This window comes from Streptomyces sp. WMMB 714, assembly GCF_900090125.1.
Lineage (GTDB): Bacteria > Actinomycetota > Actinomycetes > Streptomycetales > Streptomycetaceae > Streptomyces > Streptomyces daqingensis.
In genome coordinates, this window is record NZ_FMHJ01000004.1 from 393,038 (window position 1) to 409,407 (window position 16,370).

Annotated in this window: 14 protein-coding genes; 9 read left to right on the top strand and 5 right to left on the bottom strand. The window is 72.9% G+C overall.

Translation table 11 applies throughout. The features are described 5' to 3' along the window. The first annotated feature begins 84 nt into the window (after positions 1-84). Genes H181DRAFT_RS09570 through H181DRAFT_RS09580 form a run of 3 tightly spaced genes read left to right on the top strand, consistent with a single transcriptional unit; the run spans position 85 to position 2,947 of the window. Positions 85-927: a tryptophan 2,3-dioxygenase family protein gene (locus H181DRAFT_RS09570; RefSeq protein WP_045863834.1), complete on the top strand. Its 843-nt coding sequence runs from the start codon at positions 85-87 to the stop codon at positions 925-927. Then, positions 920-2,170 (top strand): kynureninase, encoded by a 1,251-nt coding sequence (gene kynU / locus H181DRAFT_RS09575; RefSeq protein ID WP_045863835.1) that lies wholly within the window; start codon positions 920-922, stop codon positions 2,168-2,170. The genes H181DRAFT_RS09570 and kynU overlap by 8 nt, the downstream gene beginning before the upstream one ends. Positions 2,171-2,224: 54 nt before the next feature. After that, positions 2,225-2,947 (top strand): alpha/beta fold hydrolase, encoded by a 723-nt coding sequence (locus tag H181DRAFT_RS09580; RefSeq protein ID WP_045863836.1) that lies wholly within the window; start codon positions 2,225-2,227, stop codon positions 2,945-2,947. 89 nt (positions 2,948-3,036) lie between these two features. Here the strand turns inward: H181DRAFT_RS09580 and H181DRAFT_RS09585 are convergent, their stop codons facing one another. Beyond that, on the bottom strand, positions 3,037-3,477 hold the full coding sequence (locus H181DRAFT_RS09585) for a cupin domain-containing protein (protein ID WP_045863837.1): 441 nt from the start codon (positions 3,475-3,477) through the stop codon (positions 3,037-3,039). Between the two features lie 99 nt (positions 3,478-3,576). Then, positions 3,577-4,860, bottom strand: coding sequence for an adenylosuccinate synthase (locus H181DRAFT_RS09590; RefSeq protein ID WP_045863838.1), 1,284 nt, complete (start codon positions 4,858-4,860; stop codon positions 3,577-3,579). A 161-nt stretch (positions 4,861-5,021) separates the two neighbouring features. Between H181DRAFT_RS09590 and H181DRAFT_RS09595 the strand changes: the two genes are divergently transcribed. Continuing rightward, on the top strand, positions 5,022-5,990 hold the full coding sequence (locus H181DRAFT_RS09595; protein ID WP_254666769.1) for a diacylglycerol kinase: 969 nt from the start codon (positions 5,022-5,024) through the stop codon (positions 5,988-5,990). A 134-nt stretch (positions 5,991-6,124) separates the two neighbouring features. Beyond that, positions 6,125-6,340, top strand: a complete 216-nt coding sequence (locus tag H181DRAFT_RS09600) for an EF-hand domain-containing protein (RefSeq protein WP_045863839.1) — start codon at positions 6,125-6,127, stop codon at positions 6,338-6,340. A gap of 28 nt (positions 6,341-6,368) precedes the next feature. Here H181DRAFT_RS09600 and H181DRAFT_RS09605 read toward each other — a convergent pair whose 3' ends face one another. Beyond that, entirely contained in the window at positions 6,369-6,809 is a 441-nt protein-coding gene (locus tag H181DRAFT_RS09605) for a GbsR/MarR family transcriptional regulator (protein ID WP_078895636.1), read from the bottom strand. A gap of 317 nt (positions 6,810-7,126) precedes the next feature. Here H181DRAFT_RS09605 and H181DRAFT_RS09610 point away from each other — a divergent pair, with 317 nt between their 5' ends. Both H181DRAFT_RS09610 and H181DRAFT_RS09615 read left to right on the top strand, forming a co-directional pair. Beyond that, positions 7,127-8,056 (top strand): ABC transporter ATP-binding protein, encoded by a 930-nt coding sequence (locus H181DRAFT_RS09610; protein ID WP_045863840.1) that lies wholly within the window; start codon positions 7,127-7,129, stop codon positions 8,054-8,056. Positions 8,057-8,190: 134 nt separating this feature from the next. Then, on the top strand, positions 8,191-9,756 hold the full coding sequence (locus H181DRAFT_RS09615) for an ABC transporter permease (RefSeq protein ID WP_254666782.1): 1,566 nt from the start codon (positions 8,191-8,193) through the stop codon (positions 9,754-9,756). Positions 9,757-9,820: 64 nt separating this feature from the next. On the opposite strand, the gene H181DRAFT_RS09620 is transcribed toward H181DRAFT_RS09615, so the two are convergent. Both H181DRAFT_RS09620 and H181DRAFT_RS09625 read right to left on the bottom strand, forming a co-directional pair. After that, positions 9,821-11,686: a serine/threonine-protein kinase gene (locus H181DRAFT_RS09620; RefSeq protein ID WP_045863842.1), complete on the bottom strand. Its 1,866-nt coding sequence runs from the start codon at positions 11,684-11,686 to the stop codon at positions 9,821-9,823. Between the two features lie 340 nt (positions 11,687-12,026). Further along, the gene (locus H181DRAFT_RS09625) at positions 12,027-13,895 is read right to left on the bottom strand and encodes a protein kinase domain-containing protein (protein WP_045863843.1); all 1,869 of its coding nucleotides are present in this window, start codon (positions 13,893-13,895) and stop codon (positions 12,027-12,029) included. 272 nt (positions 13,896-14,167) lie between these two features. On the opposite strand from H181DRAFT_RS09625, the gene H181DRAFT_RS09630 reads away from it, so the two are divergent. Further along, a complete protein-coding gene (locus tag H181DRAFT_RS09630; protein ID WP_045863844.1) occupies positions 14,168-15,565 on the top strand; it encodes an aspartate aminotransferase family protein in 1,398 nt (465 codons plus the stop codon). A gap of 19 nt (positions 15,566-15,584) precedes the next feature. Next, a complete protein-coding gene (locus tag H181DRAFT_RS09635) occupies positions 15,585-16,304 on the top strand; it encodes a GntR family transcriptional regulator (RefSeq protein ID WP_045863845.1) in 720 nt (239 codons plus the stop codon). The last annotated feature ends 66 nt before the right edge of the window (positions 16,305-16,370 follow it).

Here is a 16,370-nt window from a genome sequence, read left to right on the forward strand (position 1 = left end):
GTGGCGGGCCTGAGGGGACCGGGGCTCCATTGCCTACAGATAAGGAGCGGACCGCTACCCGGACACCACGTTGAGGAGACAGCGATGTCCCACGCCGTCGACGACCCCGAGGCCGGCACGCAGGCCCCCCATCTCGACTTCGAGGGCACCACGCCCTACGAGGACTACGTCCAGGCCGACGTCCTCACCCACCTCCAGCACCCGCTCTCCGACGACCCGGGCGAGATGGCCTTCCTCGTCACGACGCAGGTCATGGAGCTGTGGTTCACGCTCATCGTCCACGAGTGGCAGACAGCCGCGCAGTGCCTCAGGCAGGACGACCTGCCGGGAGCGATGGCCGCGCTGAAGCGGTCCACGTACGAGCTGTCGTCGCTGAACGCGTCATGGGAGCCGCTGGCCCATCTGACGCCCGCCCAGTTCAACTCCTACCGTTCCGCGCTCGGTGAGGGCTCCGGTTTCCAGTCGGCCATGTACCGGCGGATGGAGTTCCTGCTGGGCGAGAAGTCGGCGTCCATGCTCGTGCCGCACCGCGGTGCGCCGCGCGTGCACGCCGAGTTGGAGAAGGCGCTGCACGAACCGAGCCTCTACGACGAGGTGCTGAGGTTCCTCGCGCGGCGGGGTGAGGAGATCCCCGCCGACGTCCTCGACCGGGACGTCTCGAAGCTCTACCGGCCCGACGCCCAGGTGGAGACCGTCTGGGCCGACGCCTACGCGCAGCGCCCCGACGGCGAAGTGGTGCGGCTCGGCGAGGCGTTGACGGAGGTCGCCGAGCTCGTCTGGCGATGGCGCAACGACCATCTGGTCGCCACCAGGCGGGCGATGGGCTCCAAGGTCGGCACGGGAGGCTCGGCGGGCGTGGCGTGGCTGGAGAAGCGCGCCGCCAAGAACGTCTTCCCGGAGCTGTGGACGGCCCGCAGCCGTGTCTGAGCCGGAGGCAGGACAACTCGAAGCAGCGGTCCTCGACGCCGCGGACGAACTCGCCGCCTGCAGGAAGCTCTTCGCCCTGGAGGAGGGCACCGTCTACCTGGACGGCAACTCCCTCGGCGCGCTGCCGCGTTCGGTTCCGGATCGGCTGGCGGACGTGGTGGAGCGCGAGTGGGGGCGCCTGCTCATCCGCTCGTGGTCCGAGTCGGACTGGTGGAACGCGCCGGAGCGGACGGGCGACCGCATCGCCCCTCTCCTCGGCGCCGCCCCGGGGCAGGTGGTCGTGGGTGACTCCACGAGCGTCAACGTCTTCAAGTCCCTGGTCGCCGCGGTGCGCGTCGCGCGGGAGGACACCCCCGCCGGGCGACCCGCCCGCACGGAGATCCTGGTCGACGCGGCCACGTTCCCGACCGACGGGTACATCGCGGAGTCCGCGGCACGCATGACGGGTTCGCAGGTGCGCGCAGTGCCCGCGGCGCGGATGGGGGAGGCCGCGGGCCCCGCGACCGCCGCCGCCCTCGTCAACCATGTCGACTACCGGACGGGGGAGTTGCACGATCCGGCGGCCGCCACCGTCGGCGTGCACCGCGCGGGCGGCCGCATCGTTTGGGACGTCTGCCACAGCGTGGGGGCGCTGCCCGTCGAACTGGACGCGCAAGGCGCCGACTTCGCGGTGGGGTGCACGTACAAGTACCTCAACGGCGGGCCCGGCGCGCCTGCCTTCCTGTACGTGCGGCGGGAGTTGCAGCCCCGGTTCGACTCCCCGCTGCCCGGCTGGACCTCCCACCGGGACCCGTTCGCCATGGCGTCCGGCTACGAGCCGGCCGAAGGGGCGTCACGCGGCAGGGTCGGCACTCCCGACATCCTCTCCATGCTCGCCCTGGAGGAGGCGCTGCGGGTCTGGGAGGGCGTCGACATGGCGGCGGTACGCGCCAAGAGCCTCGCCCTGACGGACTTCTTCATGGCGCGGGTCCGTGCCCACGTTCCGGAGGGCAGAGTCACCTCGCTGACCCCGGAGTCTCACGAACTGCGGGGCAGCCAGGTTTCGTTGCTCTGCGAGGGTGAGCTGAGGGCCGACGCGGAGCGGGTGATGGCGGCGCTCCACGAGCGCGGCGTCCTCGGGGACTTCCGCCGGCCGGGCGTGCTGCGCTTCGGATTCACCCCGCTCTACACGTCGTTCGGCGACGCGGAGCGCGCGGCGGCCGCGCTGGGGGAGGCCGTGCGGGTAGTCGAAGGCGCGCGGTGAGCGGGCGGGGAGCCGAAAGCGGCCGGAAAGCCGCGGAGTTGAAGGGATGAGGGGTTGAGCGGCGCGGAGGAGAGGGCACTGCTGTCGCTGCGGCCGGTTCCGCCGGAACGCACCGTCGCGTACGGCGAACACCCTTCCCAGGTGGTCGACTTCTACGGGACGGGCGGGTCGGGGCCGCGCGTGGTGGTGCTGCACGGCGGCTTCTGGCGCGAGCCGTACGACAGGAGCCACCTCTCGCCGTTCGCCGCCGCCCTGGCGGAGCGCGGGGTCCGGGTCGAACTCGTCGAGTACCGGCGCACCGGAGGCGGCGGCGGGTGGCCCGTCACCGCCGAGGACGTCGCCGCCGCGCTGGAGGCGCTGGGCCCGCCCGCTGTGCTGCTGGGGCATTCGGCCGGCGGCCAGCTCGCGCTGTGGGCCGCTTCGGCCGCGGAGCGGGCGGCGGGGCGTGTCGTCGCGGTCTCGCCCGTCGCCGACCTGGAGCGGGCTCACGCGCTGCGGCTCAGCGACGGCGCGGTGGCCGGATTCCTCGGCGGCGAGGGGGAGTTGGCCCGCCGCCTTCCGGAGGCCGATCCGATGAGGCTGCCGCCGCGCGTGCCCGTCGAGATCCTGCACGGCACCGTCGACGATGTAGTGCCGGTGGAGCTGTCGCGCCGCTACGCGAACGACTGGGGCGTGCGGCTCAACCTGCTGCCGGGAGTGGGGCATTACGCGCCTTTCGTGCCGGGCAGCCCCGCGTTCGGGGTGCTGGCCGACGCGGTGGCGCGGGGGCCCGTTTGACGCGGCCGCTCCGGGCGCGGATGCCCACCCGGGGCACGGGGCCCCGCTGGACGCGGCAGCCGGGAAGCCTCGCCCCGGCCGGCAGGCGTTCAGGGCAGCATGCGGAAGTCGGCGAAGTCGAACCCCGGTGAGACCACGCAGCTGACCAGCGTCTCCCCGTCCCTGTCCGCGGGGCGGGCGCGCTGCCAGACGTCCGGGGGCACGACTGCCTGCGGTACGTGGCCGCTTGCGACGTCAGGGCCGAGCGTCACGGTGGCGGGAGCGTCGCCGGGTGCGGCACCGTCCCCGCCGAGCTGGAGGTGCAGCGGGGATCCGGCGTGCCACAGCCAGATCTCCGCGGAGCGCACGACGTGCCAGCGTGACTCCTCCCCGGGGCCGAGCAGGAAGTAGATGGCCGTCGCGCTCGCCCGCTCGCCTCCGTACCCCTCGGGGTGCGTCGGGACGCCGCTGCGCCATGTCTCGCGGAACCAGCCGCCCTCGGGATGGGGCTGGAGCCCGAGGGCGTCGACAAGGGGGGAGTTCGCCGCCATGGCGGCACCGTCCTTCCTCGAAGTCAGGGACATGGGCGTGGTGGTCGGGGACCCCGCCCCGGCGCCCCGGACCGGGCGCCGGGGCGGGGAACCTCCCGCTCAGAGGAAGGAGTTGATCTGGATCGTCTCGTCCCGGCCCGGGCCCACTCCGATCGCCGAGACGGGTGCTCCGGACATCTCCTCGAGCGCCTTGACGTAGCCCTGCGCGTTCTTCGGCAGGTCGTCGAAGGTCTTCGCCTTGGTGATGTCCTCCGACCAGCCCGGCAGGTACTCGTACACCGGCTTGGCGTGGTGGAAGTCGCTCTGGCTGTAGGGGAGTTCGTCGATCCGCCGGCCGTCGACCTCGTAGCCGACGCAGACGGGGATGCGCTCCCACCCCGTCAGGACGTCGAGCTTCGTGAGGAAGAAGTCGGTGAGGCCGTTGACGCGGGTCGCGTACCGGGCGATGACGGCGTCGAACCAGCCGCAGCGGCGGTCGCGGCCGGTGGTGACGCCCCGTTCGCCGCCGATGGTGCGCAGCGCCTCGCCGTCCGCGTCGAGCAGCTCGGTCGGGAAGGGGCCCGCGCCGACGCGGGTCGTGTACGCCTTCAGGATGCCGATGACCCGGCTGATCTTCGTCGGGCCGACTCCCGCTCCCGTGCACGCGCCGCCCGCCGTGGGGTTGGAGGAGGTGACGAAGGGATACGTGCCGTGGTCGACGTCGAGCAGCGTGCCCTGCCCGCCCTCGAACAGGACGACCTTTCCCTCGTCGACGGCGTCGTTCAGGATCAGCGTGGTGTCGGCGACGTAGCCGCGCAGCGCGTCCGCGTAGCCCAGGAGTTCCTCGACGATCTGCTCGGTGCGGATCGCGCGCCGGTTGTAGAGCTTGGCGAGCACCTGGTTCTTGAAGTCGAGGGCGGCCTCGACCTTCTGCGTGAGGATCGACTCGTCGAAGAGGTCCTGGACGCGGATGCCCACCCGGTTGATCTTGTCGGCGTAGGCGGGGCCGATGCCGCGGCCCGTCGTGCCGATCTTCCGCTTGCCGAGGAACCGTTCCGTCACCTTGTCGACCTCGGTGTGGTACGGCGTGATCAGGTGGGCGTTTCCGCTGAGCAGCAGCTTGGAGGTGTCGACGCCGCGCTCGTTCAGCCCGCTCAGCTCGGAGAGCAGGACCGCCGGGTCGACGACGACGCCGTTGCCGATGACGGGGGTGCACCCCGGGGAGAGGATGCCCGAAGGGAGCAGGTGCAGCGCGTACTTCTGGTCGCCCACGACGACCGTGTGGCCGGCGTTGTTGCCTCCCTGGTAGCGCACCACGTAGTCCACCGAGCCTCCGAGAAGGTCGGTCGCTTTCCCCTTGCCCTCGTCACCCCACTGAGCACCGAGCAGCACGAGTGCGGGCACAGGCGTACACCCCTTCCGGGCGGGGCATGTCCCACGTGCGTGGCGGTTCTGCCATCGCAAGAGCCGCGGACCGGTGCCCCGGATAGATACAGCCCCTGGCGCAACAGCGACAGGGGCTCTTGCACCGAGAGATTACCTGAGAGAGAAACCAGAGGAGCAAGGTGTCGGCTCCAGACCCCACGGGGACCTCGCAGCTCCCGCTGCTCGTGGTCATCGACCCCGCCGCCCGGCTGTGGGACGGGGAGTCCGTGCGCATCGCGCGTGACGTGCTGAGCGCGCGTGCGCCCGGTGTGAAGGTGTGCCTGCCCGAGACGCCCGAGGAGGCGGAGCGGGCGCTCGTCCGCCGGGGCAGCCGGCGTCCCGTGGTGGTGGGCGACGACAGAGCACTGCTCCGGACGGTCCGACTGCTGCACCGCGAACGGGAGTTGGACGACGTCGCGCTGTCGGTGGTGCCGGTGGGCGCCGCCGAGCGGGTGCGTCTCGCCTGCGGCCTGGGTGTGCCGCCGGACGCGGTCTCGGCTGCCCGTACGGTCCTGGACGGTGCGCCGCGCCGGCTCGGACTGCTGACGGACGACAGCGGAGGCGTCGTACTGGGCGACCTGCGCATCCCCGGCAGCCCGGCGGAGCGCGGGAGCTCCGGGGCGGACGGCCGCGGCTCTCCCGGCGGGGAGCGGGCCCGCGGGGAGAAGGCCGGCGAGCGTGCCGGACAGGGCGCACCGGTGGTCCAGGCCCTCTCCGCCCTGCCGGGACTCTCCCGTACGCGCCGTTCGCTCTCGCGCTCCGTGCGGGCCGTGCGCGTGGGCCGCGGGGTGCGCGGTGACGTGCCGGTGCCGCCGCAGCGGCTGCGGGTGGAGGCCGACGGCGTGCTGCTGGCCGACCTCGACGAACCGGTCATGGAGGTCTCGGTGCAGCCCGGAGCGGGTGCGCACGCGGGCCTCGCGCAGGTGACGGTGCGGCCGAGTGAGGACCGCTCCGGCCCGGTCCGGGTGCGGGCGAGGGCGGTGACGGTCTCCGGGCCGGACTTCCACTACCGCGCGGACGCGCTGGTGGGCGGCCCGGTGAGGGTCCGTACGTGGACGGCGCTGGCGCGGGCGTGGAGCCTCGTGCTGCCGGTGGGCCGGCCGCGGTAGCGGCCGTGCGGGGCCGCGGGGCCTGGAGCGCACGTCCCGGAGGGGCGGGCCTCGGAGGGGAGTTCGCATCCGGGCCGCCGAGGGCGCCGTCTAGTCTGAACGGGCCCGATAACCGACCAGCGGAGGAACGTCTCGTGGCCGACGAAGAAGCAGCACGCAAGACCTTCGAAAAGTTCGACCGTGACGGCGACGGGTTCGTCACCGCGGTGGAGTTCCAGCAGGCCATGGTGGAGCTGGGCGACCGCGAGTACACGGTCGGGCTGGCCGAGGCGATCCTCAGGACCCGGGACGCCGACACGGACGGCGTCCTCACCTTCGAGGAGTTCTACAACCGGGCCAAGGACGTCTGACCAGGCGTCCGGCGGGCCCGCTCGCCGCTCACCCGTCCCGGGGCGTCTCGTGCGCGTCCCGGGACGCGCGGTGGGCGCGCCAGCGCTCCAGCATCTGCGACAGCTCCTGCTGCATGAACTCGAGGAAGTCGTAGGTATCGCGGACCCGGCGGCCCGCGGGGGTGTCCGGCCCGAGGCTCGCCTCGCCCGTACGCAGCGTCTTCGTCCAGCGGCCGAGGATCTGGTCCCGGTCGACGAGCGCCTCGTGCCAGACGTTCTCGTGCACGCGGTAGAGCTCGCGGCGGGAGCCCGGTTCGCGTTCCCGGCTGACCATGTGGACCTGGGAGAGGTAGCGGACCGCCCCCGAGACCGCCGCCGGGCTGACGCGTAGGCGCTCCGCGAGCTGGGCCGAGCTCAGCGAGCCCCTCTCGGAGCTGAGCAGGCAGGCGAAGATCCGCGCGGCCATGCGCTGCATCCCCGCCTCGGTCATGTCGGCGGCGAACCGCTCCACGAACGCCGAGGTGACCTCGTCGTACTGGCGCAGCTCGGCCGACCGCTGCCCCTCGGCCGGCTGCTCCTCGTACCGCTGCCCCTCGGCCGGCTGCTCCACGGTCGATCGCTCCTCTTCCGAGGACCGCCCCGCGGAGGACCGGACGCCCCTTCCCGCCCCGGGTGCGGCCGTCCCCTCGGGCCCGTGCTCTGGTCGCTCTGCGGTCACCGGTCAGCTTCTCCCTGCTCAGTCGCCTGGCCAGATCCTATCGCTTCCTTAACTTCACAAATTTCTGAAAGAAGCGTAGATTCGCGAGCATGGACACAGCCACCACCGCCATCTCCGTCTCCGGTCTCGTGAAGACCTTCGGGCGCACACGCGCCCTCGACGGGCTGGACCTCTCCGTCGGGAGAGGCGAGGTCCACGGATTCCTGGGCCCCAACGGCGCCGGGAAGTCGACGACGATCCGCGTGCTGCTCGGCCTGCTCCGCGCGGACGCCGGCGCGGCACGGCTCCTCGGGCACGACCCGTGGGACGACGCCGTCAGCCTGCACCGCCGCCTCGCCTACGTGCCCGGAGACGTCGAACTGTGGCCCGGGCTGACCGGCGGCGAGGCCATCGACCTGCTCGCCCGGCTCCGCGGCGGCATCGACCCCGCCCGCCGTGACGAACTGATCGAGCGCTTCGACCTCGACCCGACGAAGAAGGGGCGCACCTACTCCAAGGGCAACCGCCAGAAGGTGGCCATCGTCGCCGCGCTCGCGTCGGACGCGGAGCTGCTGCTCCTCGACGAACCGACGGCGGGCCTCGACCCGCTTATGGAGGTCGTCTTCCAGGACGTGGTGCTCCAGGCCAGGGCCGCGGGCAAGACGGTGCTGCTGTCGAGCCACATCCTCGCCCAGGTGGAGAAGCTGTGCGACCGCGTGAGCATCATCCGGCTCGGCCGGATCGTCCAGTCCGGGACGCTCAGCGACCTGCGCCACCTCACGCGCACCACCATCGAGGCGGAGACCGCCCGGCCCGTCGCGGGTCTCGGGGAGCTGCCCGGAGTCCACGGCCTGCGCACGGACGGCGGTCGCGTGCACTTCGCCGTCGACGGCGAGCACCTCGACGCGGCCGTACGCCACCTCTCCGGCTCCGGCATCCGCAGCCTCACCAGCCACCCGCCCACGCTCGAAGAGCTGATGCTGCGGCACTACGGCGACGAGCTGGCCGCCCTCAACGGAGCCGGGGGTACGGCACGATGAGCACCGGAACCGAGGCGGGCGGCGCACGGCCGCCCGCCGGGGACGCACCGTCAGCCGGGGCGTCGGCCCCCGCCCCCGCCGCCGCCGTCGCGGACGGCGGTCCGCTCGCGGGTACGGGGACGCTGCTCCGCTTCATGCTGCGCCGCGACCGCGTCCGCGTGCCCGTCTGGGTCGCCGCGCTGCTGCTCGCCCACGTCTCCACGCTCAGCGAGCTGACCGGGCTCTACGGCGGCGCCGAAGCCCGCGCCTCCCTCGCCGAGACGATGGCGAGCCCGGCCGGACTCGCCATGACCGGGCCCCGCCACTACCTCGACGGCGGTTACGAGGCGGGCGCCATGCTCAGCCATCAGGTGCTCGGCTTCTACGGCGTGCTGGTGGCCCTGATGAGCGTCCTGATCGTCGTACGGCACACGCGCACCGAGGAGGAGACCGGGCGGGCGGAGCTCCTCCGCTCCGCCGTGGTGGGCCGGCACGCGGCGCTGACGGCGGCCCTCGCCGTCGCGGTGATCGCCGACGTGCTGCTGGCGGCGCTGCTCGGCCTCACCCTCGGCGGGTCCGGCGCCGACGGGACGACGTGGCAGGGGGCGCTGCTCTACGGGGCCGTCTTCGGCGGCCTGGGCGTCTTCTTCGCCGCGGTCGCGGCGGTGACGGCGCAGATCAGCGAGCACGCGCGCGGTGCCTCCGGCATGGCGATCGGCGTGATCGGCCTGGCATTCGTGCTGCGGGCGGCCGGGGACGTCGGCGACGGAACGCTCTCGTGGGCCTCTCCCATCGGGTGGGCGCAGCGCAGCTACCCGTTCGCCGACGACCGGTGGTGGCCGCTGCTGCTGATGCTCGGCGCCGCGTGCGCCGCCGCCGCCGGCGCGTACGCGCTCAGCGGCCGGCGCGACGTGGGGGCGGGCCTGCGCAGGCCGCGGCCCGGACGCCGGACCGCCTCCGCGGCGCTCGTCCGTCCGCTCGGCTTCGCGCTGCGGCTCCAGCGCGGCATGCTGGCCGGCTTCTGCTGCGGGGCGTTGCTGCTGGGCGCGATGTACGGCTCGCTCCTGGGCGACGTGGAGGAGATGCTCGAAGGCGTCGCCGTGGTGAAGGAGGCGCTGGCCGAGGCGGGCGGCGCCGGCTTCGTGGAGTCGTTCGCCTCCACCGTCATGATCGTCCTCGCGGTGCTGGCGGCCGTGTTCGTCGTCATCGCCTCGCTGAGGCCCCGTGCGGAGGAGAGCGCCGGACGGGCCGAACCGCTGCTGTCGACGGGGCTGTCCCGCGTGCGGTGGATGTGGAGCCACCTCGCCGTCGCACTGCTCGGCGGCACGCTCACGCTGGTGCTGGCGGGGCTGGGCTTCGGTCTGACGGGGGCGGCCTCCACGGGCGACGGCGGCCTGGTGCTGTCGCTCACCGCGGCCGCGCTGGCCTACGCACCGGCCCTGTGGGTCACGGCCGGAGTGGCGGCGCTGATCTACGGCTGGCTTCCGCGGGCGGCCGCCGCGGCCTGGAGCGTGCCCGTCTACGCCTTCCTCGCCGGATACCTGGGCCAGATCCTGCAGCTTCCCGGCTGGATGAACGACATCTCGCCCTTCGGCCACGTGCCACGGCTGCCGTCCGACGACATGGACTGGACGCCGGTGCTGCTGCTCTCCCTCACCGCCGCCGTGCTGCTGGCCGCGGGGCTGGCGGGCTTCCGGCGCCGGGACCTGGAGACGAAGTAGCGCAAGCGGGCGGCGGCGCGGTCGCGGGCACCCGGCCCGCCCGCTCCGCCCGTCCGCTCCGCCGTCACTGGGCGGGGGTGTAGTCGAACTCCGTACCGCCCTCGGTGAACGAGCGCAGCATGCTGCCGTTCTCGACGCTCAGCGTCGACGGCGGCCCGGTCCGGCACTCGCCGGACGAGGCCTCCTTGTCGACGAGGGGCGGGCCGAGCCGGACGGGCTCGCCGTCGCCGCCCGCGGAGAAGATGTCCGCCTTCGCCTCGCAGTGCAGGGTGCTGCTCTCGGAGACCATGGCCACCGACATGGGGCTGCCCTCCCGCAACTGCTCGATGGTGACCCGCTGCGTGCCGCCGTCGGGCAGCTGCCGCTGCCAGGTGCCGACGTACTCCTCGGGCAGCTTCTCCGGCTGCTCGACGCGCTTGAGGGTCGCGCTGCGGCCCGCCGCCTGCCACGTCAGCGTCGAGTCGGAGTTGCTGGTGACGGTGTGCGAGCCCAGCGCGGAGCACTTCCTGCCGACGCTCTTGATGACCCTGGTGTCCAGCTCCAGCGACTTGCCGACGGACACGAGCTTCGCGTCGCTCTTGCACTCGTAGTCCGTGCCGAGGCTGAAGCTGTTCGCGACGACCTCTCCCACCTTGCCGCGGGAGATGGTGAACCGCCGGTACTGGCCCGTGGGTTCGCCGTCCCGTACGACGGGTCCGCTCCAGGTGCCCACGTAGCTGTCGGGGATGTCCGAGGACCCCGAGGTCTGCCCGGGCTCGTCCGAGCCGACCAGGGGGAGTTCCGCGCCCGACGCGAAGAAGGCGGCACCGGCGACGATCACGGCGGCCGCGCCCGCGGCGGCGTAGCGCCGGCGGGACCGTGCGGCCGACGACGGCGCGGGGGCCTGCTGCTGAGCGGGCTGCGGCAGCGCCGAGGTCGGGTCCTCGGGGAGCGCCCGGGGCGCGGACGTCGACCCGCTCTGCCCGCTCTCCGCGCCGGGGACGCCCGAGGGAGCTCCCGAACCGGAGGGCGGGGTGTCCGTGTCGAGCAACTGGACGGCGTGCCGCCCCAGTTCGGCGATGAGCGTGGCCGGGAGCCACGGCGCGGCGGCGGTACCTGTCGAGATGGGCTGCACGCCCGCGATGACGTCCTCGGGCGCGGGCCGGTCCGCGGGGTCCTTGGCCAGGCAGGAGGCGATCAGCCCGCGCAGCGGTTCCTCGACGCCCTCCAGGTCGGGGTCCTCGGTGGCGATGTTGAACATCACCGCGTGCATGCCCCCGCTCGTGCTGCCGAACGGCGGCCGGCCCGTCGCCGCGAAGGCGAGCACGGAGCCCATGCAGAACACGTCGCTGGCGGGCGTCACCTGCTGTGCGCGGATCTGCTCCGGCGACATGTAGCTCGGGGAGCCCACGACGACGCCCGTGTTGGTCATCGTCGAGTCCGGAAGGGCGTCCAGGGCGCGGACGATGCCGAAGTCGATGACGCGCGGCCCGTCGATGGTCACCAGCACGTTGGACGGCTTCAGGTCGCGGTGGACGACGCCCGCGCCGTGGATGTCGAGCAGGGCGCTGGCGAGGCCGTACGCGAGGGTGCGGACGGAGTTCTCGGGAAGCGGTCCGTGGCCCTGCTGGACGCGGCTGGAGATCACCTGCTCCAGGGAGGGGCCGGCGATGTATCCGGTGGCCACCCACGGCGTCTCGGCCTCGGTGTCGGCGTCCAGCACGGGTGCGGTCCAGCGCTCCCCCACGCGCCGTGCCGCTTCGACCTCGAGCCGGAACCGGGAGCGGAACTCGGGCTCGGCGGCGAGTTCGGCCTTGATGAGCTTCACCGCGACCGTGCGCCCGCCTCCCGACCGTGCCAGGTACACGCTGCCCATGCCGCCGGCGCCGAGCTTGCTCAACAGCCGGTAACCGCCCACCGAATGCGGGTCGTCCGCCGCCAGCTGTGCCATGTTCTTCCCCCACGTGGAATCTGCGGCCAGTCCATCGATCCCTCCTCACTGTCGATTACGAAGGTCACGGTCGGGCTGCGCACCGGTTCCCGTTTGATGCTCGCGGAGGAGTGCGCTGTCCGGGGTTGGACGGCCGTGTGGCGCTCTGCCCGATGTGAATTCCGCGTCAGAGCGGGACTGTTCGCGGGCGTACGTCCGGCGGTCGGCGACTCCGGGCGCGACGGTGGGACGAGCAGGCGGGACGAGCCGGCGGAACGAGAAACGGCACGCGGCGAGGGGGCCGGGGAAGGGGAAGTGCCGGGCCGGGGAAGGAGATGGGGCAGGGGCGGGGCCCCCGCGGTCAGCGCCGGCCGGAGATGAGGTTGTCCTGGAGAGCGGTGAGCCGGTTGACGAGGAGTATCGCGAGGACCGCCGCCGGAATGCCGACGAACTCCGCGAACAGCACCAGCGAGACGATGTCCTGACCGCCGTCCAGGTCGGCCATGTTGTACCAGCTGTCCCAACTGGCCGCCCCGCCCGCGAAGAAGCAGCACAGCCACAGCAGCCACCACCATTGGACGAGGGCGCGGCGCGGGGCGGGACGCGGCCCCTGCCCGTACCACTGCGGGGACTGGTTGCTCGCCGCCCAGACGTCGTTGAGCACCTGCTTGGGAATGAACAGGTTGCACACCGGCAGGAACCACGCCGCCGCCGCCGTGCCCGCCGGGTAGCGGACGCGCCCGGGGGAGAAGATCTCCGCGTTCACACGGGCCCGCCAGAACCACATCGTCCACAGCACGATGAGGGGGATGACGACGAGGCCGTTGATGACCTCCAGCGTCATCGTGGCGCCCTTGAGCGCGACGAACCCGTCCACCTGGCGCAGGCCCGCGGTGCCGCCCGTGACGGATGCGCTGTCCTCCAGCGCGGAGCTCACCATGCCGTGCAGGAACATCCCGATGACGTCGACGACCAGCGACAGGCCGAGGAAGACGATGACGGCGTTGCCCAGCTTGCGCGGCGACATCGCACGGCGCTGCCCGGGCCCCGGGGGCGGGGGAGTCCCGGGCCCGGCGGCGGGCACGCCGTTGTTCTGCCGGAACGCCCCCGGCCCCGGCTGCTGTTGCCAGGGCTGGGGCTGGGGCTGGTAGGGGGCGCTCGCGGGAGGGCCGTACGCGCCGGGCGGCGGTGTGGACGGCCCGTACACACCTTGCGGTGCCGGAGCGGCGGAGGGCGAGGCGGGAGGCGTGTGCGAGGACGCGGGGGCCGCCGTGGTGCCCGCGGCGGCGCCGGCGTCGGCCACGGGGATGGCGCCGGTCTCGGTGTCCGGGTCCTCGCTGTCCAGCAGCTGGACGGCATGCCGTCCGAGCTGGGCGAGGACCTCGCCCGGCAGCCAGGCGCCGGCGAGTTCGTCCTCGGTGCGCTTCGCCAGCTCCTCCAGGGCGGGGCGGTGCGCCGGGTCCTTCCTGAGGCACGCGGCGACCATGTCGTGCAACTCGCCCGACAGGCCGGTGAGATCGGGCTCCTCGGAGGCAATGCGGAAGAGGAGCGCGTGCACGCCGCTGTCGGCGGTGCCGAAGGGCATCCGGCCCGTCGCCGCGTACGCGAGCACGGCGCCCAGGCAGAAGATGTCGCTCGCGGGTGTGACCTGCTGACCCCGCACCTGCTCCGGTGACATGAAGCCGGGGGACCCCACCAGCGCCCCGGTGCTGGTCAGTCCGCCCGCCGACTGCACCGCGGAGTCCAGGGCGCGGGCGATGCCGAAGTCGATGACGCGCGGGCCGTCGATGGTGATGAGGATGTTGGACGGCTTGAGGTCGCGGTGGACGAGCCCGGCGTTGTGGATCTCCTGGAGCGCCCGCACCAGCCCGGAGGCGAGCGCCGACACCGACTTCTCCGGCAGCGGCCCGTACTGCTCGTCGACGACCTGCGCGAGCGACGGGCCGGCGATGTACCCCGTGGCGACCCAGGGGGTCTCCGCCTCGGTGTCGGCCTCCAGGACCGGCGCCGTCCACGCCTCGCCCACCCTGCGGGCGGCGGTGATCTCCTGCGCGAAGCGGCGGCGGAAGTCGGACTGCCGGGCGAGTTCGCTCTTGACGACCTTCACGGCGACGGTCCGGCCGCGCTTGGAACGGGCCAGGTAGACCCGCCCCATGCCGCCCTCGCCCAGTGTCCCCAGCAGCCGGAAGCCGCCGATCGACCGCGGATCGCCGGCACTGAGCCGTTCCATCGCTGCCTACCTCTCCCCCATCGCATGCCGGGAGGCTCGCGGCCCCCGCCCTCCCGCCGTCCGGACTCTACGCGGGGAGTACAGTTCCGGCCTGCTCGTCGCTGATCTGTTACGCGATCGGACCTGGCCGCGGGTACGGAGCCCTGCGGTTCTGGTGGAAAACCACATAGTTCGGTCCCGGGGAAGACGGGGCGAAAACTCATCCCTAGGCTGTGGGCCGTCCCACCCGGTGCCCTCCCCCAAGGGTGATCCCGAAGCTGAGGAGCCTGCACGTGACCAGCACGTCCCCGCGTACAACCGTTCCCGACCCGGCTGCCGGCGAGGCAGTGCGGGCCGCAGACCGCGCACACGTCTTCCACTCGTGGTCGGCGCAGGGGCTGATCGAGCCCCTTCCCGTAGCGGGAGGTGAGGGCTCGTACTTCTGGGACTACGAGGGCAACCGCTACCTGGACTTCTCGTCCCAGCTGGTCAACACCAACATCGGCCACCAGCACCCCAAGGTCGTCGCCGCGATCCAGGAGCAGGCCGGCCGCATGTGCACGATGGCGCCCGGTTTCGCCGTCGACGTACGGGCGGAGGCCGCGCGGCTCGTGGCGGAGCGCACGCCCGGCGACCTCGACAAGATCTTCTGGACCAACGGCGGCGCCGAAGCGGTGGAGAACGCCGTACGCATGGCCAAGCTGCACACCGGCCGCCCCAAGGTGATGAGCGCCTACCGCTCGTACCACGGCCACACCGCGGCCGCGATCCACCTGACGGGCGACCCGCGGCGCTGGGCCAACGACACCGGCGCGGCAGGCGCGGTGCACTTCTTCGGGCCGCACCTGTACCGCTCGCACTTCTACGCCGAGACCGAGGAGCAGGAGAGCCGGCGGGCGCTCGCCCACCTCGAGGAGACCATCGCCTACGAGGGGCCCGGCACGATCGCCGCGATCATCCTGGAGACCATCGCCGGGACCGCGGGCGTGCTGGTGCCGCCGCCCGGTTACCTCGCCGGCGTCCGCGAGATCTGCGACCGGCACGGCATCGTCTTCATCCTCGACGAGGTGATGGCCGGATTCGGCCGCTCGGGCGCCTGGTTCGCCGCCGACCACTTCGGCGTCACGCCCGACCTGATCACCTTCGCGAAGGGCGTCAACTCCGGCTACGTCCCGCTCGGCGGCGTCGCGATCTCCGGGGAGATCGCCGCGAGGTTCGACAGGCGGCCCTACCCGGGCGGGCTGACCTACTCCGGTCACCCGCTGGCCTGCGGCTCGGCCGTGGCGACGATCAACACGATGGCCGAGGAGGGCATCGTGGAGAACTCCGCCCGCATCGGCGAGAGCGTGATCGGCCCGGCCCTGCGGGAGATGGCGGAGCGCCACCCGTCGGTCGGCGAGGTACGCGGCATGGGCACCTTCTGGGCGCTCGACCTCGTACGGGACAAGGCGACGCGCGAGCCGCTGGTGCCGTACAACGCGAGCGGGCCGGACAACGCGCCCATGGCCGAGTTCGCCGCGGCGTGCAAGCGCGGCGGCCTGTGGCCGTTCGTCAACATGAACCGCACCCATGTGGTGCCGCCGTGCAACATCAGCGAGTCCGAGGCCAAGGAGGGCCTGGCCGTGCTGGACGAGGCCCTGAGCGTCGCGGACGCCCATACCGCGGAAGCCGGCGCGTCCGCGCGCGGCTGAGACGGCGGAGTCCACGCTGATGATCAAACGCAGCACCCTGCGTGCGCAGTTGGCCTCCGCCCTGCGTGACGAGATCCTGGCCGCACGCCTGCCGGCCGGGAGCCACTTCACGGTCAAGGAGATCGCCGAGCAGTACGGCGTCTCCGCCACGCCGGTGCGCGAGGCGATGGTCGACCTGGCGGCGCAGGGTCTGCTCGACGTCGAGCAGCACCGCGGTTTCCGCGTCCACCGGTTCACGATCGACGACTACCGCGCCATGGTGCACGCGCGGATGATCGTGATGGACGGGCTCTTCCACGGCTTCGTCGAGGCGGAGGCCGTGCGGACCGCGGAGGAGGCGGCGGGCGGCGCGGCAGGGCCGCTCCGGGAGTACGAGCTGGACCCGGCGGTGCTGGCGTCCGTGCGCCGCCGCGCCGAAGCAGCGGTACGGGCCGCGCGCGCCGGGGACCTCGACGTGCTGATCGGCTACGACCTGCGCTACTGGCGGGAGTTGGGCGCCCTCGCGGGCAACCCGTACATCCTGGACTTCCTCGACCGGCTCCGCACCCAGTGCTGGGTCTTCTGCGTGCCCTGCCTGCGCCGCGAGGGGGAGAGCGCCGCGCGGCTCTGGTCCGGCTACCGGGAACTCGTCGACGCGGTGGAGCAGCGCGACGCGGTCGAGTCGCGGCGCATCGTGGCCGAATACCACCGGCACGCGCTGTCGCTGGCCGAGGGACCGGCGATCCGGCTGGCACCGTGACCCTCACGAGACGTGCGGAGCCTGCCGCGACGGGGCATCAACACCGGGCACTACGCTGTTGCGACC

Bases quoted from the DNA above. Each gene is read 5' to 3' on its own strand.
- H181DRAFT_RS09625 (WP_045863843.1), bottom strand. From the start codon at position 13,895: ATGGAACGGCTCAGTGCCGGCGATCCGCGGTCGATCGGCGGCTTCCGG.
- H181DRAFT_RS09605 (WP_078895636.1), bottom strand. From the start codon at position 6,809: ATGACCGAGGCGGGGATGCAGCGCATGGCCGCGCGGATCTTCGCCTGC.
- H181DRAFT_RS09635 (WP_045863845.1), top strand. From the start codon at position 15,585: ATGATCAAACGCAGCACCCTGCGTGCGCAGTTGGCCTCCGCCCTGCGT.
- H181DRAFT_RS09610 (WP_045863840.1), top strand. From the start codon at position 7,127: ATGGACACAGCCACCACCGCCATCTCCGTCTCCGGTCTCGTGAAGACC.
- H181DRAFT_RS09585 (WP_045863837.1), bottom strand. From the start codon at position 3,477: ATGGCGGCGAACTCCCCCCTTGTCGACGCCCTCGGGCTCCAGCCCCAT.
- H181DRAFT_RS09615 (WP_254666782.1), top strand. From the start codon at position 8,191: ATGCTGCGCCGCGACCGCGTCCGCGTGCCCGTCTGGGTCGCCGCGCTG.
- H181DRAFT_RS09620 (WP_045863842.1), bottom strand. From the start codon at position 11,686: ATGGCACAGCTGGCGGCGGACGACCCGCATTCGGTGGGCGGTTACCGG.
- H181DRAFT_RS09570 (WP_045863834.1), top strand. From the start codon at position 85: ATGTCCCACGCCGTCGACGACCCCGAGGCCGGCACGCAGGCCCCCCAT.